We start from the raw sequence: 23,078 nt of genomic DNA, 5'->3' as shown, positions 1-23,078 counted from the left end.
GCGCACTGTACCAGGACAAATTTTCGGCCCGGTCTAAAGATTGACCGTCCGGTCCTCGGCGGCCGGGGAGGCGCCGGGGGCCGGGACGGCGGCCGTGAACACCTCGCGGTTCGCGGGCACGCCCACCCCGCGCCAGCGGAAGGGAACACCCCGCGCCGTGTCCAGGTCGGGGCCGTCCATCAGCTGGAAGTGCACGTGCGGCTCGGTGGAGTTGCCGGAGTTCCCGCAGCCGCCGAGCCGCTGCCCGGCGACGACCTCGTCGCCCGCCAGGACCGCGAGGGACCCCTTCTGGACGTGCCCGTACAGCGCGTACGTGCCCCCGCCCAGGTCGAGCACGACGTGGTTGCCGACGATCCGGCGGTTGCCGCCCATGATCCGGAAGATGCCCTCGATCAGCCAGAAGTACAGGACCCCGGCCAGCGAGCTGCGGCTGAGGTGGTCGCGCTGGCCGTCCTCGGCGTGCACGACGGTGGCGTCGGCGACCGCGAACAGCGGTGCCCCGAAGGCGGGGTAGGCCCGGGCGGGCCTGGCGACGGGCCAGAACCAGACGGGGGCGGGCCGCGCGGGCCCCGCGTCCGGCTCGGCGGTGACGTCGATGGCGTACGTCTGGCCGAGGCTGTGCGTGCCGTGGCTCGGGACCTTGTCGGCGGGGCTGTTGAGCGCGGACCAGCGGCCGGTGACCGGCGGGCCGACCTCGACGGCGGCCGGCGGGGCGGCCTGGATGCGCCGCCGGGTCGCGCGCGTGGTCACGACGCCGATGGCGATCGCCCCGACCGCGGGCAGCCAGCCCAGCCAGTAGTTGTACGGCAGGTCCACGAAGGTCCCGGCGACCGCCTGGACGAAGAAGACCAGCCACAGCAGGCGCTGGATGAGCGCGACGGACTTGCGCAGACGTATGGACACGACATCCCCCTGGAACGTTGAAACGGTCGGGCGCGCGGCGGTCAGCCCACCGGGCGCGCGGTGGTCACCCCACCGGGCGCGCGGCGGTCAGCACCACGAGAAGCGGCACCACCCGCCCGGCGGGCACCTCGTAGCGCCCGCGCTCCGCGCTGTGCAGCCAGCCCGCGCCGGTCAACTGGCGCAGGTGGTGGTAGATCTGGCCGGTCGTGCCGACGTCGTCGAGCGCGGCCAGCTCGGCGGCCGTGCGCCGCCCGCCGAGGACCTCCCGCAGCAGCCGCAGCCGTACGGGATGGCCGAGCGCGGCGAACGACTCGGCCGCCTGCGACCAGTCGTCCTCGAACACCGACTCGGTGAGCAGGCCGTACTGCCACTCGTAGCGGTGGCCCGGCGGCGTGCGGACCGCACCGGCGAACAGCACGGCGCCGTCCGCCTCGTCGGTCACCGGATGGCGTGCCTTCAGGGCGTCGAGGGCCCAGAAATCGCCCTCCCCCACGGCGGGCGCGGCCGGTCCCGCGCCCTCCAGCTCCGCCACGCGCCGCTCCAGGGCGGCGACCCGCTCTTCCAGATCCATGCGTCGAGATTACGTAATTACGTAACTTCCTTCAAGTCCCCCACGACGAAGCCCCCGCCGGGACCAAGTCCTGGCGGGGGCTTCCGGAGCGGGACGATCAGGCGAACAGGCCCGGGATCGTCTCCTCGTGCGCCGTGCGCAGCTCGCTCAGCGGCAGGGTGAACTCGCCCTGCACGTCGACCGCGTCGCCGTCGACGACACCGATGCGCCGCACGGGCAGGCCCCGCGCCCCGCACATGTCGGTGAACCGCAGCTCCTCGCTGCGCGGCACGGACACGACCGCGCGGCCCGCCGACTCGCTGAACAGGAAGGTGAACGCGTCCAGGCCGTCCGGCACGACCAGGCGCGCGCCCTTCCCGCCGCGCAGGCAGGACTCGGTGACGGCCTGCACCAGACCGCCGTCCGACAGGTCGTGCGCGGCGTCGATCATGCCGTCGCGCGAGGCCGAGATCAGGATCTCCGCGAGCAGCTTCTCGCGCGCCAGGTCGACCTTGGGCGGCAGCCCGCCGAGGTGCCCGTGGACCACCTGCGACCAGGCCGAACCACCGAACTCCTGGTGCGTGTCGCCGAGCAGGTAGAGGAGCTGGCCCTCTTCCGCGAACGCCATCGGCGTGCGCCGGGCGACGTCGTCGATCACCCCGAGGACGGCGACGACCGGCGTCGGGTGGATCGCCGCCTCGCCCGTCTGGTTGTACAGCGAGACGTTGCCGCCGGTGACCGGGGTGCCCAGCTCCAGGCAGCCGTCCGCGAGGCCGCGGATGGCCTCGGCGAACTGCCACATGACGTCCGGGTCCTCGGGCGAACCGAAGTTCAGGCAGTCCGAGATCGCGAGCGGCCTGGCGCCGGACGCGGCGACGTTGCGGTACGACTCGGCGAGGGCGAGCTGGGCGCCCGCGTACGGGTCGAGCTTCGCGAACCGGCCGTTGCCGTCGGTGGCGATGGCGACGCCGAGGCCCGTCTCCTCGTTGATCCGGATCATCCCGGAGTCCTCGGGCTGCGCGAGCACGGTGTTGCCCTGCACGAAGCGGTCGTACTGGTCGGTGACCCAGGACTTGGCGGCCTGGTTCGGCGCGGCGACCAGCTTGAGGACCTGCGCGCGCAGCTCGGCCGCGTCCGCCGGGCGGGGCAGCTCGTTCGCGTCGTCCGCCTGCAGGGCGTCCTGCCAGGACGGGCGGGCGTAGGGGCGCTCGTAGACCGGGCCGTCGTGCGCGACCGTGCGCGGGTCGACGTCGACGATCTTCTCGCCGTGCCAGAAGATCTCCAGGCGGTCGCCGTCGGTGACCTCGCCGACGACGGTGGCGATGACGTCCCACTTCTCGCAGATCGCGAGGAAGCGCTCGACCTTCTCGGGCTCGACGACCGCGCACATGCGCTCCTGCGACTCACTCATGAGGATCTCCTCAGGGGTGAGCGTGGAGTCGCGCAGCGGCACGTCGTCCAGCTCGACGCGCATGCCGCCGGAGCCGTTGGACGCCAACTCGCTGGTGGCGCAGGAGAGTCCGGCCGCGCCGAGGTCCTGGATGCCGACGACGAGCTTCTCGGCGAAGGCCTCCAGGGTGCACTCGATGAGGAGCTTCTCCTGGAAGGGGTCGCCGACCTGGACGGCGGGGCGCTTGCTCGGCTTCGTGTCGTCGAAGGTCTCGGAGGCCAGGATGGAGGCGCCGCCGATGCCGTCGCCGCCGGTGCGGGCGCCGTACAGGATGACCTTGTTGCCGGGGCCCGAGGCCTTCGCGAGGTGGATGTCCTCGTGCCGCATCACGCCGATGGCACCGGCGTTGACCAGCGGGTTGCCCTGGTAGCAGGCGTCGAAGACGAGCTCGCCGCCGATGTTGGGCAGGCCCAGGCAGTTGCCGTAGCCGCCGATGCCCGCGACGACCCCGGGCAGCACCCGCTTGGTGTCGGGGTGGTCGGCCGCGCCCATCCGCAGCGGGTCCACGACGGCGACCGGGCGGGCGCCCATCGCGATGATGTCGCGGACGATGCCGCCGACGCCGGTGGCCGCGCCCTGGTAGGGCTCGACGTAGGACGGGTGGTTGTGCGACTCGACCTTGAAGGTGACGGCGTAGCCCTGGCCGACGTCGACGACGCCGGCGTTCTCCCCGATGCCGACGAGCATCGCGTCGTTCTCCGGGACCTTCTCGCCGAACTGCTTCAGGTGGATCTTGCTGCTCTTGTACGAGCAGTGCTCGGACCACATGACGGAGTACATGGCGAGCTCGGCGCCGGTCGGGCGGCGGCCGAGGATCTCGCGGACGCGCTCGTACTCGTCTTCCTTCAGGCCCAGTTCGGCCCAGGGGAGCTTGACGTCGGGCGTCTCGCCCGCGTGCTTGACGGTGTCCAGAGTCATGCGTTGACCAGCTTCTTCAGGATCGAGGTGAAGAATCCCAGGCCGTCGGTGCGGCCGGTCCCGATCAGCGGCTCGACCGCGTGCTCGGGGTGCGGCATGAGGCCGACCACGTTGCCCGCCTCGTTGGTGATGCCGGCGATGTCGCGCAGCGAGCCGTTGGGGTTGCCGTCGAGGTAGCGGAAGGCGACGCGGCCCTCGGCCTCCAGCATGTCCAGGGTCCGCTCGTCGGCGGTGTACTGCCCGTCGATGTTCTTGAGCGGGATCAGGATCTCCTGGCCGGCGGTGTAGTCCGCGGTCCAGGCCGTCGACGCGTTCTCCACGCGCAGCCTCTGCTCGCGGCAGATGAAGTGCAGGTGGTTGTTGCGCAGCATCGCGCCGGGCAGCAGGTGGGTCTCGGTGAGGACCTGGAAGCCGTTGCAGATGCCGAGCACCGGCATTCCGGCCTTCGCCTGCGCGATGACGGACTCCATCACCGGGGAGAAACGCGAGATGGCGCCGGCCCGCAGATAGTCGCCGTAGGAGAACCCGCCGGGCAGCACCACGGCGTCGACCTGCTTGAGGTCCTTGTCCTTGTGCCACAGCGCCACGGCTTCGGCGCCCGCGACGCGGACGGCGCGCTGGGTGTCGCGGTCGTCGAGGGTTCCCGGGAAAGTGACGACTCCAATTCGAGCAGTCACTTCGCGGCCTCCTCGGCCTTCTGGCCCTCTTCGACCTTTACGACGAAGTCCTCGATCACGGTGTTGGCGAGGAAGGTTTCCGCCAACTCGTGGATACGGGCGAGGGCCGCGTCGTCGACCGGCCCGTCGACCTCGAGTTCGAAGCGCTTTCCCTGACGTACGTCGGAGATGCCCTGGAAACCGAGGCGCGGCAGTGCACGCTGCACCGCCTGGCCCTGGGGGTCGAGGATCTCCGGCTTGAGCATGACGTCGACTACGACGCGTGCCACTGGCACTCCCGGTGTGTGGTGCTGGCGTGTGCTGCTTGCGAGGTGCTGAGCAGGTTCCTTCAGACTACCGGCACAAAATTTCTACTCGCGTAGATTCGTAGCAACCTACGAGATGACGGTCACATTCCGGTGGTCAAGCAGGTTTCGAACCGAGAACCTTCACGATGAATCCACGAAAGATCACGCATCGTCATTCAAAGCCGGACACGCGGAGGTATTAGGACAGGCTTCACAATGTATTGCCGGGCACTGTACAAAGGAAATGGCAATAGTCGATACTTTGCCCAAAACATCCGTGCAGTCGGCATCACCGCATGTCAACGCGGTAGAGCCGCGCGAAGGGACCGATATTCGTGGCGCAACGTGTCGTGGTCACTCTCTTTGACGACATCGACGGCGGGGAAGCGGCGGAAACGGTCGCGTTCGGTCTGGACGGCTCGTCGTACGAGATCGACCTCAATCAAACCAATGCCGAGAAACTGCGCACGGCACTTGCCCCGTACCTGGAGGCGGCCCGCAAGCGGTCGAGGTCCGGCATGGCCTTCCGGCACACGGCGGTGTCCCCCGACCCGTCGGCCGTCCGCGCCTGGGCGCGCTCGCACCAGATGAACGTGCCGCCCCGCGGCCGCATCCCCAAGAAGGTCTACGAGGCCTTCGAGGCGGCCAACTGACCTGGCACTCCGTCCGGTCCCGGCCCCTCGCGGCAACCGACTTGCGCTGCACCCCTCCCGGTCGGCTAGAGTCTGGAGCACGCCGAGGGGCGAGGCCGGAAGGCCGGACCTCACGGAGTCATGCGGGTGTAGTTCAGTAGTAGAACATCCCCCTTCCAGGGGGAAGGCGCAGTGTGCAATTCCTGTCACCCGCTCTGCATCGCTCACGGACCGGTCCTCCGGTTGCGGTAAGCTGGTGCCCGCGCCGATCGGTGAGAGCCGGTCGGAGGCAATGCGAACGTAGCTCAGTTGGTAGAGCGCAACCTTGCCAAGGTTGAGGTCGCGAGTTCGAACCTCGTCGTTCGCTCCACGTGAGAGACCCCGGTCCATTCGACCGGGGTCTTCTTCGTTTCCCGCCCCCCGCGCCCCCGCTCTCCCGCCCGCCCTCCTGACATTTGTCATGCGGGCCGGTGACAGCGCGCACTGCCGGTCCCCCCGGCACCGGGGGAGGCTCGACACATGACTGACCAAGTGATCGACGTGACCGATCTCCGGCGCGTGTACGGGGGAGGTTTCGAGGCGGTACGGGGCATCTCCTTCACCGTGGGACGCGGCGAACTGTTCGCGCTGCTCGGCACCAACGGCGCCGGCAAGACATCCACCGTCGAGGTCCTCGAAGGACTCGCCACGCCCGCCGCCGGACGGGTGCGGGTCCTCGGCCACGACCCGCACGCCGAACGGGCCGCGGTACGCCCCCGCATCGGCGTCATGCTCCAGGAGGGCGGCTTCCCCGCCGAGTTGACCGTCGCCGAGACCGCGCGGATGTGGGCGGGCTGCACCAGCGGGGCCCGGCCCACCGCCGAGGCCCTGGAGATCGTCGGACTCGCCAAGCGGTCCGGCGTCCGCGTCAAGCAGCTCTCCGGCGGCGAGAAGCGCCGCCTCGACCTCGCGATGGCCCTGCTCGGCCGGCCCGACGTGCTCTTCCTCGACGAACCCACCACCGGACTCGACGCCGAAGGGCGCCGCGCGACCTGGGAGTTGGTCCGCGAACTGCGCGACAACGGCACCACCGTGCTGCTCACCACGCACTACCTGGAGGAGGCCGAGTCGCTCGCCGACCGCCTCGCGATCCTGCACGAGGGCCGCATCGCCGCCGAGGGCCGCGTCGCCGACGTGGTCGCCGCCCAGCCCTCGCACCTCTCCTTCGAGCTGCCCGACGGGTACTTCGTCGGCGACCTGCCGCCGCTCGGCGAGCTCGGCGTGACCGGCCACGAGACGGCCGGGCAGCGGATCACGCTGCGTACGGACGAACTGCAACGCGCCGCCACGGGACTGCTGACGTGGGCCCGCGACGCGCGGGTGGAACTGCGCGCGCTCGACGTGCGCGCGGCCACCCTGGAGGAGGCGTTCCTGCGCATCGCGCGGGACGCGCAGAGCACCGGCGGCGAGGGCTCCCACGGGCGCCCCGCCACGAAGGAGATGGCGGCATGAGCACCGTGACCATGACCACCCCGGCCGGACGGATGCGGGCGCTCGCCCGCGCCGAACTGACCCTGCTCGGCCGGGCCAAGGGGACGCTGTTCGCGGCGCTCTTCGTGCCGTTCGTGATCCCCCTCAGCATGCAGCAGGCCGCCAAGAACATGGACCTCAAGGGCACCGGGCTCGACGTCGGCACCGTCGTGCTGCCCAGCGCCCTCGGCTTCTCGCTGCTCTTCGCCGTCTACTCCGCGCTGACCGCGGTCTACGTCGCCCGGCGCGAGGAGCTCGTGCTCAAGCGGCTGCGCACCGGTGAGCTGCGCGACCCCGAGATCCTCGCGGGCGCCGCGCTCCCGTCCATCGTGATCGCGATCGTGCAGTCCGTCATCCTCGCCGTGGGCTGCGCGGTGCTCCTGGACGCCGGGGCGCCGAGCGCGCCCCACCTCGTCGTCCTGGGCGTCGCCGCCGGCCTGGTGATGTTCGCGGCGCTGGCCGCCGTCACCGGCAGCTTCGCCCGCTCCACCGAGTCCGCGCAGGTCATGAGCATGCCGCTGATCTTCGGGTCGATGATCGGCTCCGGCCTCTTCATCCCCTTCGAGGTCATGCCCGACAAGGTCGCCGCGGTCTGCGAGCTGCTGCCGCTCTCCCCCGTCGTCGAGCTCATCCGCGGCGGCTGGGCCGGCCACCTCTCGGCCGGGGACACGCTGGCCGCGGTCGCCACGGCGGTGGCCTGGACCCTGGTCGCGGTGTTTGCTGTACGACGGTGGTTCCGCTGGGAACCCCGGCACTGAGGGAGGTAGCAGTGCTCCTCGACCGCGCGCGGGAGTGGCGGCGCCGCTGGGACGGCCGCAGCAAGATCGAGAAGGTCGAGTTCCAGTCGACGGCCATGTGGCACGCGCTGCCCTGGATCTTCTACGTCAGCTGGGGCTCGCTGCCGCTGGGCCTGAGCCTGCGGCACGACGCCACCGCGCAGATCCTCGGCTGGACGCTGATCGCGGTGGGCGCGACCCAGTGCGTCCAGGCCAACCGTTCGCTGCGCCGCTCGGTCGACCACTTCCTCAAGCGCCGGGACCTGCCGCGCCGCGACATCGCGGTGGCGGGCGCCCTGATGGCCGTCGCCTACGGCCTGGCGCTCGCCCTGGAGGTCGCGGACGGCGTCAAGGAGGGCCTGCTCTCCCTCACCGCCATGTACCTGCTGATCCCGTTCGCCCAGTCCCTGGCCTTCGCCGTGCCGGTACGGGCCTTCCTGGCCCGGATGGCGGTCCTGGACGTGGTGGTCGTCGCCGCGTTCGCCGCCGCGGGCGTGCGCGACGGCCGGCTGATCGGACTCGGCGCGCTGATCGGCTTCGGCGCGCTCCTGACGCTGCTCTCCTGCCGCTGCGGCGCCTGGACGCTCTCCGTGATGTGGGAGGCGGACCGGGCCCGCGAGGTCGAGGCGCGGCTCGCGGTCGCCGAGGAGCGGCTGCGGTTCGGCCGGGACCTGCACGACGTGATGGGGCGCAACCTCGCCGTCATCGCGCTCAAGAGCGAGCTCGCGGTGCAGCTCGCACGGCGCGGGCGGCCCGAGGCGGTCGACCAGATGGTCGAGGTGCAGCGGATCGCCCAGGAGTCGCAGAAGGAGGTACGGGAAGTCGTGCGCGGCTACCGGGAGATCGACCTCGCGGTGGAACTGGCGGGGGCGCAGGGCGTGTTGGAGGCGGCCGGCATCACCTGCCGGGTGACCGGGTCGGCGGCGGGGCTGCCGGGGTCGGTGCAGTCGGCGCTCGGCTGGGTGGTGCGGGAGGCCGCGACGAACGTGCTGCGGCACGGGGACGCGGGGCGGTGCGACATCGCGCTGGCCGTGGACGAGCGGCGGGCGACGCTGACCGTGGAGAACGACGGGGCGCCCCAGGCGCCCAAGGGGCCGCAGGCACCGCCCCAGGGGCGCGGGTCCGGTCTCGCGGGGCTGCGCGAACGGCTCGCCGCGGTGGACGGCGTCCTGGACTTCGCGTCCGACCGGGGCGTCTTCCGGCTCACCGCGCAGGTGCCGCTGCGGGCACCGGATCACGGGGCCGGGCGGGAACGGGCCGCGGGGGCCGGCACGGGACAGGAACCGGAACAGGAACAGGAACAGGATCAGGCCCCTGAGCAGGGGCGGAATCAGGGGGCGGTCGCGTGAGTGTCCGGGTGTTGCTCGCCGACGACGAGCACCTCATCCGCGGGGCGCTCGCCGCCCTGCTCGGCCTGGAGGACGACCTCGTCGTGGTCGCCGAGGCCGCGTCGGGCCCCGAGGCGCTCGCCATGGCGCGGGCCCACCGCCCCGACGTCGCCGTGCTCGACCTGCAGATGCCGGGTGCCGACGGTGTGAGCGTCGCCACATCCCTGCGCGACGAACTCCCCGGGTGCCGCACCATGATCGTGACGAGTCACGGCAGACCGGGACATCTCAAGCGGGCCCTCGCGGTGGGCGTGCGGGGCTTCGTGCCGAAGACCGTGAGCGCCCAGCGGCTCGCGGAGATCATCCGCACCGTGCACGCCGGAAACCGTTACGTGGACCCGGAGTTGGCCGCCGACGCGATCTCCGCCGGGGACTCCCCGCTGACCGCCCGCGAGGCCGAGGTGCTCGAACTGGCCGCCGACGGCGCGCCCGTCGCGGAGATCGCCGAGCGCGCCGCGCTGTCCCAGGGGACCGTCCGCAACTACCTCTCCTCGGCGGCCACCAAGATCGGCGCCGAGAACCGTCATGCGGCAGTGCGTCTCGCGCGCGAGCGAGGTTGGGTATAGTTGTCCTCGCGCTTCGGCGCAGCGCGGACGTAGCTCAGTTGGTAGAGCGCAACCTTGCCAAGGTTGAGGTCGCCAGTTCGAACCTGGTCGTCCGCTCCACACGAAGAAGGCCCCGGTCACCGACCGGGGCCTTCTTCGTGCGTCCCGCCGCTACCAGGCGGTGCCGGTCAGCCGCTCGTACGCCTCGATGTACTTGGCGCGGGTGGCGTCGACCACGTCCTGCGGCAGCGCGGGCGGCGGCTGCTCGCTCCCGCGGTCCCAGCCGGAGGCCGGCGAGGTCAGCCAGTTCCGCACGAACTGCTTGTCGTAGGAGGGCTGGGCGCGGCCCGGCTCCCACTGGTCGGCGGGCCAGAAGCGGGACGAGTCGGGGGTCAGGACCTCGTCGGCGAGGATGAGCTCCTCGCCGTCGAAGCCGAACTCGAACTTCGTGTCCGCGAGGATCAGACCGCGCTCACGCGCGATGTCCCGGGCCCGGCCGTAGACCGCGAGGGTCGTCTGGCGCAGCTGTGCGGCGGTCTCGGCGCCGACCTCGCGGGCGACCTCCTCGTACGACACGTTCTCGTCGTGCTCCCCGACGGCGGCCTTCGCGGCGGGCGTGAAGATCGGCGCGGGCAGCTCGGAGCCGTCGACCAGGCCCTCGGGCAGGGCGAGTCCGCAGACGGTGCGGGACTCGTCGTACTCCAGGAGGCCCGAGCCGGTCAGGTAGCCGCGGGCGACGCACTCGACCGGGACCATCTCCAGGGACCGGCAGACCAGGGTGCGGCCCGCCCAGTCGGCGGGCGCGCCGCGCGGCACGTCGGTGGAGACGACGTGGTTCGGGACGAGGTCGGCGAGCTGGTCGAACCACCACAGCGAGAGCTGGGTGAGGACACGGCCCTTGTCGGGGATCTCCGAGGGCAGCACCCAGTCATAGGCGGAAAGGCGGTCGCTGGCGACCATGACGAGCTCGCCCGCCTCGTTCTGGTACAGCTCGCGCACCTTGCCGGTGTGGAGGTGGACCAGGCCCGGCACCTGCAGCGGCTCGGGCTTTTCTACGAATCCGGACACGGTTCCCTCCCGTGGTTCTGGCCAAGTGACATCGATTCTCCCTGATCGGGAGCGCGGTCCTGGCCAGGGGTCGGGCCGGGCCGTGCGGGGCACGGGCCGCGGCCGTCCCGGCGGGGTCAGTCCCGCTTGCAGATGCGGTCCAGGAGATTGGCCGTGGCCCGCTGGATGCGGGTGTCCACATGGCCGGGGCGGTCGAGCGCCGGGGACCAGGCGAAGGTGCCGGACGCGAAGACCAGGGCGCCCGAGGGGGCGCGGTAGAGGGAGGACTCCTGGTGGCGGGTGACGCCCTCGGTGTCCTCGTAGGGGGAGTGGGCGAGCAGGATGCGCTCCTCGTGCTCGGGGAGCGCGGTGCGCGGGAAGTAGCGGTCGGCCTCGCCGGCGACCAGGCCCTCGATCTCGTCGCCGTCGTGCGCCCCGGTGGCCTCCCACAGCCAGTGGTCGGTGTTGCGGACGACCAGGGGGTGCGGCTCGGGGACGCGGCCCGCGTACTGGATGCCGAGCAGTTGCTGCTCCGCCTTGTCCTGCTCCCGCCACAGCGCGGGGCGGCCCGGCCCCCGGCGCTTGCGGCAGGTCAGCAGCCGGTCCTCGACGCCCGACGGGGAGGGGCCCAACTCCACCTGCCAGTACATGGTGTTGGCGGAGAGGAAGACCAGCGACGTGCCGTGCTCGCGGGCCAGCTCCGTGGTGCGGCGCATGCTCGCCGACCAGTACTCGTCGTGGCCGGGGAAGACCAGGCCGCGGTAGCGGGTGGGGTCGATGCGGCCCGCGTGCAGGTCGCGGGCGTCGGCGTACGCCAGGTCGTAGCCGTAGCGCTCGGCCCAGCGGATGAAGTCGTAGGCGTGGCCGACGTGCAGGGGCAGGCCCGCGCCCGCGTAGGGGCGGTCGAAGGAGACCGTCACGGCGGCCTCGCTCTCGCCGAGCAGGGCGCCCTGCTCGTCCCACGCGTGGTAGAGGCTGGCGCCCGTGCGGCCGTCCTCGGGGTAGAGGTTGTACGCCTGCCATGTCACGTCCGGCAGGAGCAGCAGGAGGTCGGCGGGGTGGTCGTCGCGGACCGTGAAGGGGACGTGCGAGCGGTAGCCGTCGGCGGTCGTGAGGACCGCCACGTACGCCCCGATGCTCCAGTAGCTCGGGATCTGCAGGCGCCAGGAGAGCCACCAGTGGTGGCAGGAGACCGTGCGGTCCGCGGTGAGCGGGGCGGGCTGGACGATGCCGGAGAGCCGGGGGCTGGTGGTGATCTTCGAGGCGCCGTCGCCGCCGTAGTGCCCGATGCGGTAGATGTCGACGCTGAACTGCTGGGGCGGGTCGACCGTGACGTGGAAGTCGATGGCCTCGCCCGGGGCCGCGGCCCCCGTGGAGGTGAAGCCCTTGATCTGGCGGCGCACGTCGTCGGCGTTGAGCGGGCCGCCGGTGCGGGGGGCCGGGATGTTCGCGCCGGGGGCCGCGGCGTGGTCGACGTACCAGGGGACGACGTGGCCGGTGTCGTCGAAGTAGTGCTCGGCCCCGCGCAGCCAGGGCAGCGGACCCTGGCCGAAAGGATCCGATACGGCGTGCGCCAGCGCACCCGATTCCCAGCGGCGGTTCGGCTCCGACTTCATCTGTGCCCCTCCCTCGCTCCCCCGGGCCTGCGGCGCCTGCGCGCGCGGCGGTCCGGAGGCCGCTCCCAGCACATCACATTAAGCGCGCACTCCGTCACCGTTCGTCGCGAATTAACAGGAGCGGAACGGGGTGCTCCGGCTGGGGTGGCGGGCGGGATGGCGAAGGGGGTGGCGGGCGAGGTGGCGCGGCTCCGCACACCTTGGGCGCACTTGCGGTACTTGGCGTACTTGCCCGCGCTTCGCCGGTTTTCACCGCGCTTCGACGGGCTTCGGACCGCCCTCCGGGGCGGCGGACCCCGGTCGCCTCAGACCAGGCGGACCGGCTTCTCCGGACGGATGCCGAGCCGCGTCAGCCAGTCCCGCAGGGGCGAGGGATCGCCGTCCTCGACGAGGCTCAGGACGCGCGGCGCGAGGTCCGCCGCCCGCTCGCCGCCGACCAGGAGGGCGGGGCCGTCGAGCCAGTCGAGGCCGGGGGCGGCTCCGGCGGTGTCCACCGCGGCGCAGCACACCATCGCCGTGACGTGGTCCGCGAGCAGCTCACGGCCGGTGCGCGGCGGCTGGAGCGGGAAGAGCGGCAACGCGCCGTCGTCCCACAGGGCGTCGTCCGGACCCTGTCCGGTGAGGGCCGGGCGGGGCGGGGCCGCGGCCTCCTCGCGGGCGAGCTCGGCGGTGAGGCCCGCGGCGAGCATGCCGCCGTGGCTGTCCTCGTCGGCATCCTCGGCCACCTCCGGGAAGAGGGACGCGAGGCGCTCGGGCGGCTCGGCGGCGGACCGGGGCGCCGCACCGGCGTCGCCGGGGGCGGTCGCCGGGACGCCACCGCCCGCCGGGTCGTCACCCTGCGTGACGGGCGGGCTGGTCGTGAGGTGCTCCAGGACGCGGTCGAGGGTCGGCCCTTCGGAGTCCGGGGCCGCCGGGTCGGCGCGGTGGTCCACCCCGAGCCCGTCCAGGACGCGGTGCAGCCGGGCGGCGTCCATGCGCCATTTCCGGTCGACCACTTCGTCCGGATACTCCTGCCAGGCCACCGGGGCCCAGTCCGGGCCGGGCTCCGCGGGGACGCCGTGGAAGAGGCGGGCGGCGAGCAGCGAGGCCGCCTCGTCCACCGATCCCGGCTCCTCCAGGAGGTCGCAGGCGGGCCGCTCGCCAAGGCGGGAGGCGAAGCCCTCCGCGAGCCGGTCCCTGCGGGAGAGCTCGGTGAGCGCGGAGACCACGCCCGCGTCGAGCCGGGAGGGCCAGCGGCCCATGCGCCAGGCGGGCAGCGCCACCCGGGTCAGCAGGCGGTCCCATCCGGCGTACGCCAGGCCGACCTGCTCCTGGGCGACGATCCGCACGCCGTAGTCCACGGCCTGGGCGCGCTCGGCGGCCGCCGAGGCGACGCCGCGCTCCATCTCGGCGGCGTGCACCCGGCAGTGCCGGAGGAGCAGCCGGGCGACCCGGCCGACGCCGCCGAGCACCACGCGCGCGAGGGGATTGCGGCCCGGGGCGGCGGCGACCGCGACGGCGGCGTCGAGCCCGCGCACGAAGCGCCGGGCCGCGGCTATGTCGGGGTGCGCGGAGGGGCCCGTGCCCGCCACGACGGGGGCCAGCACCGCCCGCAGCTCGCCCACGCGCATCCACCACAGGAACGGCGATCCGATGACCAGCACGGGGGCGGCGGCCGAGGCGGGGCGGCGGCCCCGGGTGTCGTCGCCGGGACTGCCGCCCGCGCCCGCCGCGGGCTCCGCCTCCCCGCGCGCGGACGCGCCGTGCGCCGGGTGCGTACGGTCCTCCAGCCAGCTGTCGCAGTCCGGGGTGAGCGCTATCGCCGAGGGCGCGGGCACGTCGAGCCGGTCGGCCAGGTCCCGCACCAGGCGGTACAGGTCGGGGGCCGAGGACTCGGCGATCGGAACCGTCGGGCTCAGCGCGGGGCGGGCCCGCGCGACGACCAGGCCCACCGCGGCCGCGGCGAGCAGCACGAGCACCGCGACGACGCACACCACCCAGCGCGCGACGTCCCAACTCCCGCCGCCCGCATGGCCCATGGCCCCGGCCGCGAGCAGCACGACGGCGACGGCCGCGGGCAGCAGGGCGACGGCCAGCGCCCTGCTGCGCAACCGCAGCACGGCGAGGGCCCGGGAGCGCGCGGCCTGCGCGCCCACCTCCACACCCGTACCTGACACGACCGATGGCACCCCCTGCTGGCTACTCCTCGGCCGCCGGCCCGGGCCGGCGGCGCACACTGGCGTTGCTCTTGCTCACTCCCCCACTGTGGCACCCGCCACCGACATCGCAATGCCGGTGGTCTGTTTGGCTCTGGGCGCCTTGAACGCTTGCGCCGCACCCTAGTTGGGGCGCCCGTCGTCGTCAGCCGGATGGGCCACCGGTCACCCGATGGAATGGCTTTGGCTAAAGGTGGATGCCGAGAAGGCCCCGAATCCAGTGCGGATCCGGGGCCTCGGGCCGGCCGTGGGCCGGGGGCGGACGCGGCGGGTCAGGCCTGTGCGGCCGCCTTCTGCGCGATGTCCGTGCGGTGGTGGGCGCCGTCCAGGCGGATCCGGGACAGCGCGGCGTAGGCCCGCTCGCGCGCCTCGGTGAGGCCCGCGCCGGTGGCCGTCACGGACAGCACCCGGCCGCCCGCGCTGACGACCGCGTCGCCGTCCCGCCGGGTCCCGGCGTGCAGGACGTACGCATCCGGGGCATCCTGCGCCGCGACGTCGGCCAGGCCCTCGACGGGGTCGCCCGTGCGGGGCGTGCCGGGGTAGTTGTGCGAGGCGACGACCACCGTCACCGCGGCGTCCTCGCTCCAGCGCAGCGGGGGCAGGTCGCCGAGGGTGCCGTTCGCCGACGCCAGCAGGATCCCGGCCAGCGGGGTCTTCAGGCGGGCGAGGACGACCTGGGTCTCGGGGTCGCCGAAGCGGGCGTTGAACTCGATGACGCGCACGCCGCGGCCGGTGATCGCCAGACCCGCGTACAGCAGCCCCGAGAACGGGGTGCCGCGGCGGCGCAGCTCGTCCACGGTCGGCTGCAGCACGCTCTCCATGACCTCGTCGACCAGCTTCGGGTCCGCCCACGGCAGCGGCGAGTACGCGCCCATGCCGCCGGTGTTCGGGCCCGCGTCGCCGTCGAGGGCGCGCTTGAAGTCCTGGGCGGGCTGCAGCGGGACGACGGTCTCGCCGTCGGTGATCGCGAAGAGGGAGACCTCGGGGCCGTCGAGGAACTCCTCGATGACGACGCGGTCGCAGGCGCGGGCGTGCGCCCTCGCGGCCTCGACGTCGTCGGTGACGACGACGCCCTTGCCCGCGGCGAGACCGTCGTCCTTGACCACGTAGGGCGCGCCGAAGGCGTCGAGGGCCTCGTCGATCTCGGCGGGGGTCGTGCACACGTAGGACCGGGCGGTCGGCACGCTCGCGCCCGCCATCACGTCCTTGGCGAACGCCTTGGAGCCTTCCAGGCGGGCGGCCTCGGCGGACGGGCCGAAGCAGGGGATGCCCGCCGCGCGCACGGCGTCGGCGACGCCCGCGACGAGGGGGGCCTCCGGGCCCACCACGACGAGCCCGGCACCGAGCCGCTGGGCGAGGGCCGCCACGGCGGCGCCGTCGAGGGCGTCGACCGGGTGCGGCTCGGCCACCTCTGCGGTGCCGGCGTTGCCGGGGGCGCAGTGCAGCTCGGAGACGGCGGGGTCGAGGGACAGAGAGCGGCACAGGGCGTGTTCGCGGGCACCACTGCCGATGACGAGGACCTTCACGGTGGTCAGCCTAGCCCGCGGGGTGACGTGGGTTTGTACGGGCTGCCAGGACGGGCCCGCACGGCTGTTGTACGTTCCTCCAGCTCAGGGGGTGGGGCGGGACCAGGGGGGTGCTGGGCGGGGTTCCGGGCGGGGTTCCGCATCGGTTGGGCTCCGGGGCCGGTGCCTACTCGTTCGGGTACTCGTCGACGACCGTCGCGCCCAGCTCCCGCATGATCAGGTCGTGGCCGGAGAGGGCCGACTCGACCAGGTCCGGGTCGTCGTCCTCCGGGGTGTCGTCCTCGGGCGAGACGTGCTCGGGGGCGGGGGCCGAGCGGGGGGCCGGGGCCGGGTCGGGAGCCGGGGCGGGCGGCGCCTGGGGGCCCGGTGCCGACGGGGGCGGCGACGACTGCTGCGGGGGCGCGACGGGGCGGGGGGCCGCCGGGGCGGAACCGCCGAAGTTGACCGCGGCGGGCGGCGGCGCCGAGCCGCCGGACGGGTCGACGATCGCCTCGACCTTCCACTGCACGCCGAACTGCTCGGACAGCGCCTGGCGCAGCACGTCCTCGCTGCCGCTGCTCGCGAAGTTGTCCCGCGCGCCCGCGTTGACGAAGCCGATCTGCAGGGTGGTGCCGTCGAAACCGGCCACCTGCGCGTTCTGGCTGAGCAGGATCCAGGTGAAGCGACGGCGGTTCTTCACCGCCTCCAGGATGTTCGGCCACAGGGTGCGCGGGTCGGGGCCGCCCGCGGGGGCCTGGGCCGCCAGGGGGGCGGGGGCCTGCGGGGCGGCGGCCGGGGCCGGGGCGGGCCGGGGAGGCTGCGCGGGCGCGCTGCCCGCGGAGGCGGCGGTGGGCCAGCCGCCGGGGCGCGGCGCGGACTCCTGGGCGGCGGGCTGCGGGGTGGCGGCGGGCGCGGAGGCGGGGGCCGGGCCGCTGCCGGGGGCCGAAGGCGTGGGCCACCCGCCGGGGCGCCGCTCGGCGGCGGGGGCGGGGGCGGGGGCGGGTGTCGCGGCGGGCGGGGCGGGGGTCGGCTCGGCGGGAGCAGGCGCGGGCGTCGGGGTGGGCGGGGCCGTCGGGGCGGCCTCCTCCGGGGCCTGGCCCGGCTGCGGCGCCCCGGAGCCCCGTACGGCCGCACGCGCGGCCGCCGGGCCGCCACCGGGCGGGACGGGCGGGCCCTGCGGGACCGGCGGGCCCTGCGGAACGGGCGGGCCCTGCGGGACGGGCGGCTGCACGGGTGCGTGGGCGTCGGGACCGGGCACGTACCCCATCGCGGGGGCGGGGCCCTGGCCGCCGGGGACGAAGTTGCCCCCACGCTCCAGACGGTCGAGGCGGGCCATGACCGAACGCTCGTCGTCGAAGGCGGCGGGGAGCAGCACGCGCGCGCAGATCAGCTCCAGCTGGAGCCGGGGCGAGGTGGCGCCGCGCATTTCGGTCAGGCCCTCGTTGACGAGGTCGGCGGCGCGGCTGAGCTCGGCGCCGCCGAAGACGCCCGCCTGCGCCTGCATGCGCTCGACGACGTCGGCGGGGGCGTCGATGAGGCCCTTCTCCGCGGCGTCCGGCACGGCCGCGAGGATCACCAGGTCGCGCAGCCGCTCCAGGAGGTCGGCGACGAAGCGCCGCGGGTCGTTGCCGCCCTCGATGACGCGGTCCACGACCTCGAAGGCGGCCGCGCCGTCACCGGAGGCGAAGGCCTCGACCACGGAGTCGAGGAGCGAGCCGTCCGTGTACCCGAGGAGGGAGGTGGCCATGGCGTATGTCACACCGTCGTCGCCCGCGCCGGCCAGGAGCTGGTCCATGACGGACATGGAGTCCCGCACGGATCCGGCACCGGCCCGCACCACCAGCGGGAACACGCCGTCCTCGACGGTCATGTCCTCGTGCCCGCAGACCTCGGCGAGGTAGTCCCTGAGGGTGCCCGGGGGCACCAGGCGGAACGGGTAGTGGTGGGTGCGCGAGCGGATCGTGCCGATGACCTTCTCGGGCTCGGTCGTCGCGAAGATGAACTTGAGGTGCTCCGGGGGCTCCTCGACCACCTTCAGGAGGGCGTTGAAGCCCGCCGAGGTGACCATGTGGGCCTCGTCGATGATGTAGATCTTGTACCGGCTGGACGCGGGGCCGAAGAAGGCCTTCTCGCGCAGGTCACGGGCGTCGTCGACACCACCGTGCGACGCGGCGTCGATCTCGATGACGTCGATCGAACCCGGCCCGTTCCTCGCCAGGTCGCGGCAGGACTGGCACTCCCCGCAGGGCGTGGGGGTGGGGCCTTGCTCACAGTTGAGACAGCGGGCCAGGATGCGCGCGCTCGTCGTCTTGCCGCAGCCGCGGGGGCCACTGAACAGGTAGGCGTGATTGACCCGGTTGTTGCGCAGCGCCTGCTGCAGCGGGTCGGTTACATGCTCCTGCCCGATGACCTCGGCGAACGACTCCGGGCGATAGCGGCGGTACAGCGCGAGAGACGACACGCATACGAGGTTAATGGGGACCACTGACAACCTGGACCGCCCCGAACGCAAAGCGCCCCCCACGCACCCGCCAGAGCCGACCTACCCTTGCTGCCTTCCGGCCCTGGGGGAGTTCAGTCAGATAGCGCCACGTGAGGGGCTGGCCCCCACAGTAGCGGATCCCCCGCCCCTGAGGCGACGCCGGTCCCGGCCGAGGACGCCCGCCGGGACGATCACGACGACGACCTCGGGATCGTGTTCGCGAGCACCCCTCGGCGTCTTGTATTGTTTGCGGCGGAGGATTCGCCTAGTGGCCTAGGGCGCACGCTTGGAAAGCGTGTTGGGGGCAACCCCTCACGAGTTCGAATCTCGTATCCTCCGCACTCGCCCAGTAGGGCAGATGAGGGCCCCGTCCGGGAAACCGGGCGGGGCCCTCATCGTTGCCCTCAGGCCCCGTTGTCCTGGTCTTTGTCCGTAGGGCCTCTTCAAGGGGGTCCCCAGATCGCTCGCCCGATCTTCTGGGCGGCCTCCTTCAGGAGCGCGTCCGGCGCCTGCAGGCACCAGGCCCGCATCCTCTCGCGGCGCCACCGGACCCCCAAGCCGCGTCACAGCCGAAGCGGGCAGTCCCTTCGCCGGCACGCGATCACCCCCGCGCCCTCACCAGAGGCAAGCATCGAGCCACATAGAACCCCCTGAGATATACTCGATGCCATCTTTGATATCCATGGAGGTGTAACAATGAGTCGAACCGTGATCGATCTCGATGACGAGCTGGTGGCCGATGTGGCCAAGGCACTCGGCACAGGCACCAAGAAGGAGACCGTCAACACCGCCTTGCGCGAGGTACTGGAGAATCGCCGTCGCGCACTCGCCCTGACCCGACTGCGGGCAGCCGCCGGTGACGGCGCCTTCGATCTGGACCTCTTCGAAGACAAGGGCAACTACCGCCGGTGAACGCATCGCAGTTCCTGATCGACACGAGCGCCCTCGCTCGGTTCATGCGCGGCGACGCGGATCAGTACGGCTGGGACGAAGCCGCCGCGGCCGGGCTCATCGCCACCTGTCCCGTCACCGAGATGGAGTTCTTCTACAGCGCTCGCTCCGTCGAGGACCGGGCGCGAGGCATCGAGGACATGCGGATGCTCTTCGGCTGGGTACCGGTCGACGACCGGGCCTACACGCGCGCCTGGCAAGTACAGGAAGTCCTGACCAAGCGAGGGCAACACCGCAGCGCAGGAGTCGTCGACCTGGTGGTGGCCGCCACAGCGGAACTTCAAGGGCTGACGCTGCTGCACCGCGACCGGGACTTCGACTGCGTGGCTGCTGTCACCGGTCAGGCGCTTCAGTGGTACGGGCCCGATCCGGGCAAATAGGCCACGCCTGGTTGCCGTTCTGGTTGCGTTCACCGGCGTGCAGCACCGTTCAGGAACCTCACTCGTCTCGCTTCCACCGCAGGTCGGAACGCTCTCGTACGCTCCTGAACCCCCGGACGACGGGCGTCGGGTCTGCCGGGTCGGCCGGGAGACGCGCGAGGCCCGGACCAGGTGATCGGTCCGGGCCTTTGGGGCGGTGGGGTCAGGAGCCGTGGGCGGTGGTCGGCATGGAGCGGCCGAAGTACTGGTACGGGTCCTTCGGGAGGCCGGCCGTCGCCGCGGTGAAGCTGACCGCGTGGGACGTGGTGATGCCCGAGGCGCCGCCGCGCAGGCTCCACACGGCGCCGTTGCTGGTGTTCTCCATGGGGGCGCCGACGGCCAGGTCCGCGCGGCCGTCGCGGTTGGTGTCGGTGAGGTGGACGGCCGAGCCGAAGCGGTCGTACGCCTCGTTGGCGCCCGGGACGCCCGCCGTGCCCTGGTGGAAGGCCTGCGCGCCGGTGCCGGTCAGGCCGTCGGGCGAGCCGCGCAGGATGGTGACCGAGCCCGCGTTGGGCACCGATCCGACGGTCTCGAACTCCGCGCCCACGGCCACGTCGTCGTAACCGTCGCCGTTCAGGTCGCCGGCCGCGACGCCCTCGCCGAAGAAGTCGTCCGGCTCGGTGGCGCCGGGCACGCCCGGGGTGTCCTGGGTGAGCGTGCGCCGCGCCGAGGCCCGCAGGCCCTGCGCGCTGCCCTCGTACGCGACCGCCCGGTTGTTGTCCGAGGAGCCGAGGAGCAGGTCGTCGTGGCCGTCCCCGTCGAAGTCGCCGGTGGTGGCCGAAGGGGCCTCGTCGGGCAGGGCCGTGTACGTGCCGGTCGCGCCCGGGTAGACGAGCGCGGCGCCGTCGTAGCTGCCGTCCTCGTCGTAACGGCCGCCGACGACCAGGTCGTCGTGGCCGTCGCCGTCGAAGTCGGCGGCCGACAGGGAGCGGTAGTAGTCCGGGCTCGTCGGCGCGATGGCCGTCTTCAGCTCGCGGTGGGAGGCGGCCCCGCCCTTCGTGACGCCGCCGAAGATCCACACGCTCTCGTCGCTGGTGCCGACGGCCAGATCCGCGCGCCCGTCGGCGTCGAAGTCGCCGACCGCCAGGCGGTTGCCGAACGCGTCGTGGGCGGAGGCCGCCGGGTCGTCGATCGTGGTGCCGCCGCTGAGCCCGGACTTCGAGCCCCACAGGACGGCGACGGTGCCGCCGTCCGCGTCGCTGCCGACCTTCTCCTTGGGCGTACCGGTGACGACGTCGGTGTAGCCGTCGCCGTTCAGGTCGCCCGTGGCGAGGGCCGAGCCGAACCGGTCGTCCTTCTCCGCCTCGCCGGGCACCCCCGCGGAGTTCTGCGACACGATCTGGGTGCGGGCGGCCGCTATGCCACCGGACGACCCGGTGTTCACGACGACCGCGCCGGCGCCGTGGACCCCGCTCACGGTGGCCTCCGAGGCGATGACGAGGTCTCCGTAGCCGTCGCCGTTCACATCGCTCTGGCCGCTGGGGACGGCCGCGGGAGCGGCGTGGGCGGGGGACGCGGCGAGCAGCCCCGCGGCGACGGCGGCTGCGGCCAGGACGGGTGCGGTGCGGGAGAGGTGGCGGTGGCGCATGGTGTCTTTTCTTCCTCCGAGAGGGGGGCTCGTCGGTGAGGGAGCCGGTCCCGCGCGCGGGGCGGGACCGGCTCTAGACCTGCGGTCGGGCGAAAAGGTTGTACCGTTCAACGAAATGTCCGGTACGCGTCGGCGACATGTCCCGTACGCGGCTTCGGCACCCTTCGGGTGTCAGCTCACCGGCCGCCCGACTGCCAGAGCGTGACGGCCAGCGCCGTGCACGACGTCACGGCCGCCAGGGACGGCAGGGGCCAGCGGTTGCGCTCCAGGGCGTCGAGGCGGTCCTCGTGCTCCGAGAGGGTCTTGTCCGTCTGGTCGGCCCGCTGCAGCAGCAGGGCGAGGTCGCCCCGGGTGGTCGCGAATCCCACGTCCACGGAGCGGCGCAGCCTCTCCAGCTCCAGGGGGACGCTCCCCGTCTCACCTCCCATCATCGTGGGCCTCCTCGCTCCTCCCGCCCCGGTCGCCGCTCCCGGCCCGCAGCCACGGGGGCAGCAGCGCCTCCACGGCCGGTACCGACATCAGCCGGCTGAGGGCCGCGGCGAGGGCGACCAGGGCCGCGAGCGCCGGGACGTCGCCGACGCGCGGGTCGGCGGCGAGCAGGGGCAGGGCGGTGACGAGCGTGACCAGCGCCTGGACGGCGGTGCGCAGAGCTCTGCGCGTGGCATCTTTCATGGTGTTCCTCCAGGGGCCCGGGCCTCGGTGGCCCGGGCCGTCGGATCCGGTCCGGAGGGACGGGTCGTCCGGACGGGCCGGCAGGACGGCCGGCGGGACGGACCGTCAGGACCGCGGGACGCGCAGGCGGTCCCAACTGGCCCGCCCGGGTATCCCGTCGGCCGCGGCGCCCCGGTAGCCGAGCTTGTACTGCCAGGCGGCGTACGAGGCGCGGTCGGCCTCGCTCCAGACCGGCCCGGGGCCGACCTCGTACCGTCCGCAGCCCTCCGCCACGAGCCGTCGTCCGACCGCCGTGCACAGCGCGCTGCGCCGTCCCACCGCGAAGAACGGGGCGCCCGGGAAGGGCTCGTACGTACGGCCGCCGGAACCGCCGCCGGACGGCGCGGAGCCGAGGCGGCGCGCGACGCGGCCGCGCATCACCGGCATCGAGAAGGACGGGTCGATCTTCCGGCGCGTCCACTCCTTGTGCGCGATGACGCTCGCCCCGGTCCAGCCGTGCGCCCGGCACAGGGCGGCCGACAGGCGCTCCACCGTGTCGAGTTGCGCCGCCGGGTAGGGGTCGTGGCCGGTGCCGAGGTTCTCGATCTCGAAGCCGTAGAACCGGGCGTTGCCGTCCACGGCGTCGGGGCCCGGCCGGGACGGCAGGCTCTTCGCGGTGCGGACCGCGTCCAGGACGGCGGTGGAGCCGCTGCCCGCGTGGTTGGTGCGGCCGTAGCCGACCAGGTGGAGCGTGCCGTCCTTGGTGATCAGGCCGATGCAGAGCGGGCCGGGCAGGTCGGGCATGCCGCGGCGGCAGAGCGCGAGGCTGTCGCGCCCCGCGGTGTGGTGCAGCATCACGCCGTGCACCGGGCCCCAGGGGCCCATGTGGTTGCGGTTGTGGGTCCTCCAGTCGCCGTGTTCTCTCGTACGGACGCCCTCGCCGCGCAGCGCGCGGACGAGGGCGTCGGGGGTCAGCGGGGTGGCCATGG

21 protein-coding genes, 4 tRNA genes and 1 other RNA gene are annotated in these 23,078 nt (G+C 73.1%); 11 read left to right on the top strand and 15 right to left on the bottom strand.

Annotated features, from left to right (window positions below; all coding sequences use genetic code 11):
* Nucleotides 1–33: 33 nt before the first annotated feature.
* From ACFYXE_RS18505 to purS, 5 genes are all read right to left on the bottom strand, one after another.
* Nucleotides 34–897 carry a M23 family metallopeptidase gene (locus ACFYXE_RS18505; RefSeq protein ID WP_389313673.1) on the bottom strand — a complete coding sequence of 288 codons (864 nt, stop codon included), beginning with the start codon at nucleotides 895–897 and terminating at the stop codon, nucleotides 34–36.
* A 70-nt stretch (nucleotides 898–967) separates the two neighbouring features.
* Entirely contained in the window at nucleotides 968–1,474 is a 507-nt protein-coding gene (locus ACFYXE_RS18500) for an ArsR/SmtB family transcription factor (protein WP_389313546.1), read from the bottom strand.
* A gap of 97 nt (nucleotides 1,475–1,571) precedes the next feature.
* Nucleotides 1,572–3,821, bottom strand: a complete 2,250-nt coding sequence (gene purL, locus ACFYXE_RS18495; protein WP_389313544.1) for a phosphoribosylformylglycinamidine synthase subunit PurL — start codon at nucleotides 3,819–3,821, stop codon at nucleotides 1,572–1,574.
* Nucleotides 3,818–4,498: a phosphoribosylformylglycinamidine synthase subunit PurQ gene (gene purQ / locus ACFYXE_RS18490; protein ID WP_389313542.1), complete on the bottom strand. Its 681-nt coding sequence runs from the start codon at nucleotides 4,496–4,498 to the stop codon at nucleotides 3,818–3,820. Before purQ ends, purL begins: the two co-directional genes overlap by 4 nt.
* A complete protein-coding gene (gene purS / locus ACFYXE_RS18485) occupies nucleotides 4,495–4,767 on the bottom strand; it encodes a phosphoribosylformylglycinamidine synthase subunit PurS (RefSeq protein ID WP_389313540.1) in 273 nt (90 codons plus the stop codon). Before purS ends, purQ begins: the two co-directional genes overlap by 4 nt.
* 353 nt (nucleotides 4,768–5,120) lie before the next feature.
* On the opposite strand from purS, the gene ACFYXE_RS18480 reads away from it, so the two are divergent.
* From ACFYXE_RS18480 to ACFYXE_RS18445, 8 genes are all read left to right on the top strand, one after another.
* Nucleotides 5,121–5,438, top strand: a complete 318-nt coding sequence (locus ACFYXE_RS18480; protein ID WP_389313538.1) for an Lsr2 family protein — start codon at nucleotides 5,121–5,123, stop codon at nucleotides 5,436–5,438.
* A gap of 122 nt (nucleotides 5,439–5,560) precedes the next feature.
* Nucleotides 5,561–5,632: transfer RNA gene (locus ACFYXE_RS18475), tRNA-Gly, on the top strand.
* 79 nt (nucleotides 5,633–5,711) lie between these two features.
* Nucleotides 5,712–5,787 (top strand) — tRNA-Gly (locus tag ACFYXE_RS18470).
* A 149-nt stretch (nucleotides 5,788–5,936) separates the two neighbouring features.
* Nucleotides 5,937–6,908, top strand: a complete 972-nt coding sequence (locus tag ACFYXE_RS18465; protein WP_389313536.1) for an ABC transporter ATP-binding protein — start codon at nucleotides 5,937–5,939, stop codon at nucleotides 6,906–6,908.
* Nucleotides 6,905–7,684 carry an ABC transporter permease gene (locus ACFYXE_RS18460; RefSeq protein WP_389313534.1) on the top strand — a complete coding sequence of 260 codons (780 nt, stop codon included), beginning with the start codon at nucleotides 6,905–6,907 and terminating at the stop codon, nucleotides 7,682–7,684. Before ACFYXE_RS18465 ends, ACFYXE_RS18460 begins: the two co-directional genes overlap by 4 nt.
* Nucleotides 7,685–7,695: 11 nt before the next feature.
* Nucleotides 7,696–9,051 (top strand): sensor histidine kinase, encoded by a 1,356-nt coding sequence (locus ACFYXE_RS18455; protein WP_389313532.1) that lies wholly within the window; start codon nucleotides 7,696–7,698, stop codon nucleotides 9,049–9,051.
* Nucleotides 9,048–9,656 (top strand): response regulator transcription factor, encoded by a 609-nt coding sequence (locus tag ACFYXE_RS18450; protein ID WP_361172919.1) that lies wholly within the window; start codon nucleotides 9,048–9,050, stop codon nucleotides 9,654–9,656. Before ACFYXE_RS18455 ends, ACFYXE_RS18450 begins: the two co-directional genes overlap by 4 nt.
* Nucleotides 9,657–9,679: 23 nt before the next feature.
* Nucleotides 9,680–9,755: transfer RNA gene (locus tag ACFYXE_RS18445), tRNA-Gly, on the top strand.
* A 51-nt stretch (nucleotides 9,756–9,806) separates the two neighbouring features.
* Here ACFYXE_RS18445 and ACFYXE_RS18440 read toward each other — a convergent pair.
* The 6 genes from ACFYXE_RS18440 to ffs all read right to left on the bottom strand — a co-directional run bounded on the left by ACFYXE_RS18440 (nucleotide 9,807) and on the right by ffs (nucleotide 18,603).
* The gene (locus ACFYXE_RS18440; RefSeq protein ID WP_389313529.1) at nucleotides 9,807–10,703 is read right to left on the bottom strand and encodes a phosphoribosylaminoimidazolesuccinocarboxamide synthase; all 897 of its coding nucleotides are present in this window, start codon (nucleotides 10,701–10,703) and stop codon (nucleotides 9,807–9,809) included.
* A gap of 116 nt (nucleotides 10,704–10,819) precedes the next feature.
* The gene (locus ACFYXE_RS18435) at nucleotides 10,820–12,298 is read right to left on the bottom strand and encodes a N,N-dimethylformamidase beta subunit family domain-containing protein (protein WP_361181192.1); all 1,479 of its coding nucleotides are present in this window, start codon (nucleotides 12,296–12,298) and stop codon (nucleotides 10,820–10,822) included.
* Nucleotides 12,299–12,603: 305 nt separating this feature from the next.
* Nucleotides 12,604–14,454: a hypothetical protein gene (locus ACFYXE_RS18430; protein ID WP_389313527.1), complete on the bottom strand. Its 1,851-nt coding sequence runs from the start codon at nucleotides 14,452–14,454 to the stop codon at nucleotides 12,604–12,606.
* A 311-nt stretch (nucleotides 14,455–14,765) separates the two neighbouring features.
* Nucleotides 14,766–16,019 (bottom strand): phosphoribosylamine--glycine ligase, encoded by a 1,254-nt coding sequence (gene purD, locus ACFYXE_RS18425; RefSeq protein WP_361181190.1) that lies wholly within the window; start codon nucleotides 16,017–16,019, stop codon nucleotides 14,766–14,768.
* A gap of 166 nt (nucleotides 16,020–16,185) precedes the next feature.
* On the bottom strand, nucleotides 16,186–18,459 hold the full coding sequence (locus ACFYXE_RS18420) for a DNA polymerase III subunit gamma and tau (protein ID WP_389313525.1): 2,274 nt from the start codon (nucleotides 18,457–18,459) through the stop codon (nucleotides 16,186–16,188).
* A 45-nt stretch (nucleotides 18,460–18,504) separates the two neighbouring features.
* Nucleotides 18,505–18,603, bottom strand: an RNA gene (gene ffs, locus ACFYXE_RS18415) — signal recognition particle sRNA small type.
* 131 nt (nucleotides 18,604–18,734) lie between these two features.
* Here ffs and ACFYXE_RS18410 point away from each other — a divergent pair.
* The 3 genes from ACFYXE_RS18410 to ACFYXE_RS18400 all read left to right on the top strand — a co-directional run bounded on the left by ACFYXE_RS18410 (nucleotide 18,735) and on the right by ACFYXE_RS18400 (nucleotide 19,811).
* Nucleotides 18,735–18,819: transfer RNA gene (locus ACFYXE_RS18410), tRNA-Ser, on the top strand.
* 357 nt (nucleotides 18,820–19,176) lie between these two features.
* A complete protein-coding gene (locus ACFYXE_RS18405) occupies nucleotides 19,177–19,392 on the top strand; it encodes a type II toxin-antitoxin system VapB family antitoxin (protein ID WP_206967039.1) in 216 nt (71 codons plus the stop codon).
* The gene (locus ACFYXE_RS18400) at nucleotides 19,389–19,811 is read left to right on the top strand and encodes a PIN domain nuclease (RefSeq protein WP_389313522.1); all 423 of its coding nucleotides are present in this window, start codon (nucleotides 19,389–19,391) and stop codon (nucleotides 19,809–19,811) included. Before ACFYXE_RS18405 ends, ACFYXE_RS18400 begins: the two co-directional genes overlap by 4 nt.
* 202 nt (nucleotides 19,812–20,013) lie before the next feature.
* Here ACFYXE_RS18400 and ACFYXE_RS18395 read toward each other — a convergent pair whose 3' ends face one another.
* From ACFYXE_RS18395 to ACFYXE_RS18380, 4 genes are all read right to left on the bottom strand, one after another.
* A complete protein-coding gene (locus ACFYXE_RS18395) occupies nucleotides 20,014–21,438 on the bottom strand; it encodes an FG-GAP-like repeat-containing protein (RefSeq protein ID WP_389313520.1) in 1,425 nt (474 codons plus the stop codon).
* Between the two features lie 176 nt (nucleotides 21,439–21,614).
* On the bottom strand, nucleotides 21,615–21,869 hold the full coding sequence (locus tag ACFYXE_RS18390; RefSeq protein ID WP_361168750.1) for a hypothetical protein: 255 nt from the start codon (nucleotides 21,867–21,869) through the stop codon (nucleotides 21,615–21,617).
* Complete coding sequence (locus ACFYXE_RS18385; protein WP_361168747.1) at nucleotides 21,856–22,110, bottom strand: hypothetical protein; 255 nt, start codon at nucleotides 22,108–22,110, stop codon at nucleotides 21,856–21,858. Before ACFYXE_RS18385 ends, ACFYXE_RS18390 begins: the two co-directional genes overlap by 14 nt.
* A 105-nt stretch (nucleotides 22,111–22,215) precedes the next feature.
* Complete coding sequence (locus ACFYXE_RS18380; RefSeq protein ID WP_389313517.1) at nucleotides 22,216–23,076, bottom strand: peptidoglycan-binding protein; 861 nt, start codon at nucleotides 23,074–23,076, stop codon at nucleotides 22,216–22,218.
* Nucleotides 23,077–23,078 lie beyond the last annotated feature (2 nt).

Source organism: Streptomyces sp. NPDC002564, assembly GCF_042889645.1.
GTDB lineage: Bacteria > Actinomycetota > Actinomycetes > Streptomycetales > Streptomycetaceae > Streptomyces.
The sequence above is the reverse complement of the archived record's forward strand: the minus strand, read 5'-3'. Positions and strand labels throughout refer to the sequence as shown.

Coding starts and splice junctions, on each gene's coding strand:
- ACFYXE_RS18500 (WP_389313546.1), bottom strand. CDS start 1,474: ATGGATCTGGAAGAGCGGGTCGCCGCCCTGGAGCGGCGCGTGGCGGAG.
- ACFYXE_RS18405 (WP_206967039.1), top strand. CDS start 19,177: ATGAGTCGAACCGTGATCGATCTCGATGACGAGCTGGTGGCCGATGTG.
- ACFYXE_RS18395 (WP_389313520.1), bottom strand. CDS start 21,438: ATGCGCCACCGCCACCTCTCCCGCACCGCACCCGTCCTGGCCGCAGCC.
- ACFYXE_RS18380 (WP_389313517.1), bottom strand. CDS start 23,076: ATGGCCACCCCGCTGACCCCCGACGCCCTCGTCCGCGCGCTGCGCGGC.
- purL (WP_389313544.1), bottom strand. CDS start 3,821: ATGACTCTGGACACCGTCAAGCACGCGGGCGAGACGCCCGACGTCAAG.
- ACFYXE_RS18465 (WP_389313536.1), top strand. CDS start 5,937: ATGACTGACCAAGTGATCGACGTGACCGATCTCCGGCGCGTGTACGGG.
- ACFYXE_RS18390 (WP_361168750.1), bottom strand. CDS start 21,869: ATGATGGGAGGTGAGACGGGGAGCGTCCCCCTGGAGCTGGAGAGGCTG.
- ACFYXE_RS18460 (WP_389313534.1), top strand. CDS start 6,905: ATGAGCACCGTGACCATGACCACCCCGGCCGGACGGATGCGGGCGCTC.
- ACFYXE_RS18385 (WP_361168747.1), bottom strand. CDS start 22,110: ATGAAAGATGCCACGCGCAGAGCTCTGCGCACCGCCGTCCAGGCGCTG.
- ACFYXE_RS18435 (WP_361181192.1), bottom strand. CDS start 12,298: ATGAAGTCGGAGCCGAACCGCCGCTGGGAATCGGGTGCGCTGGCGCAC.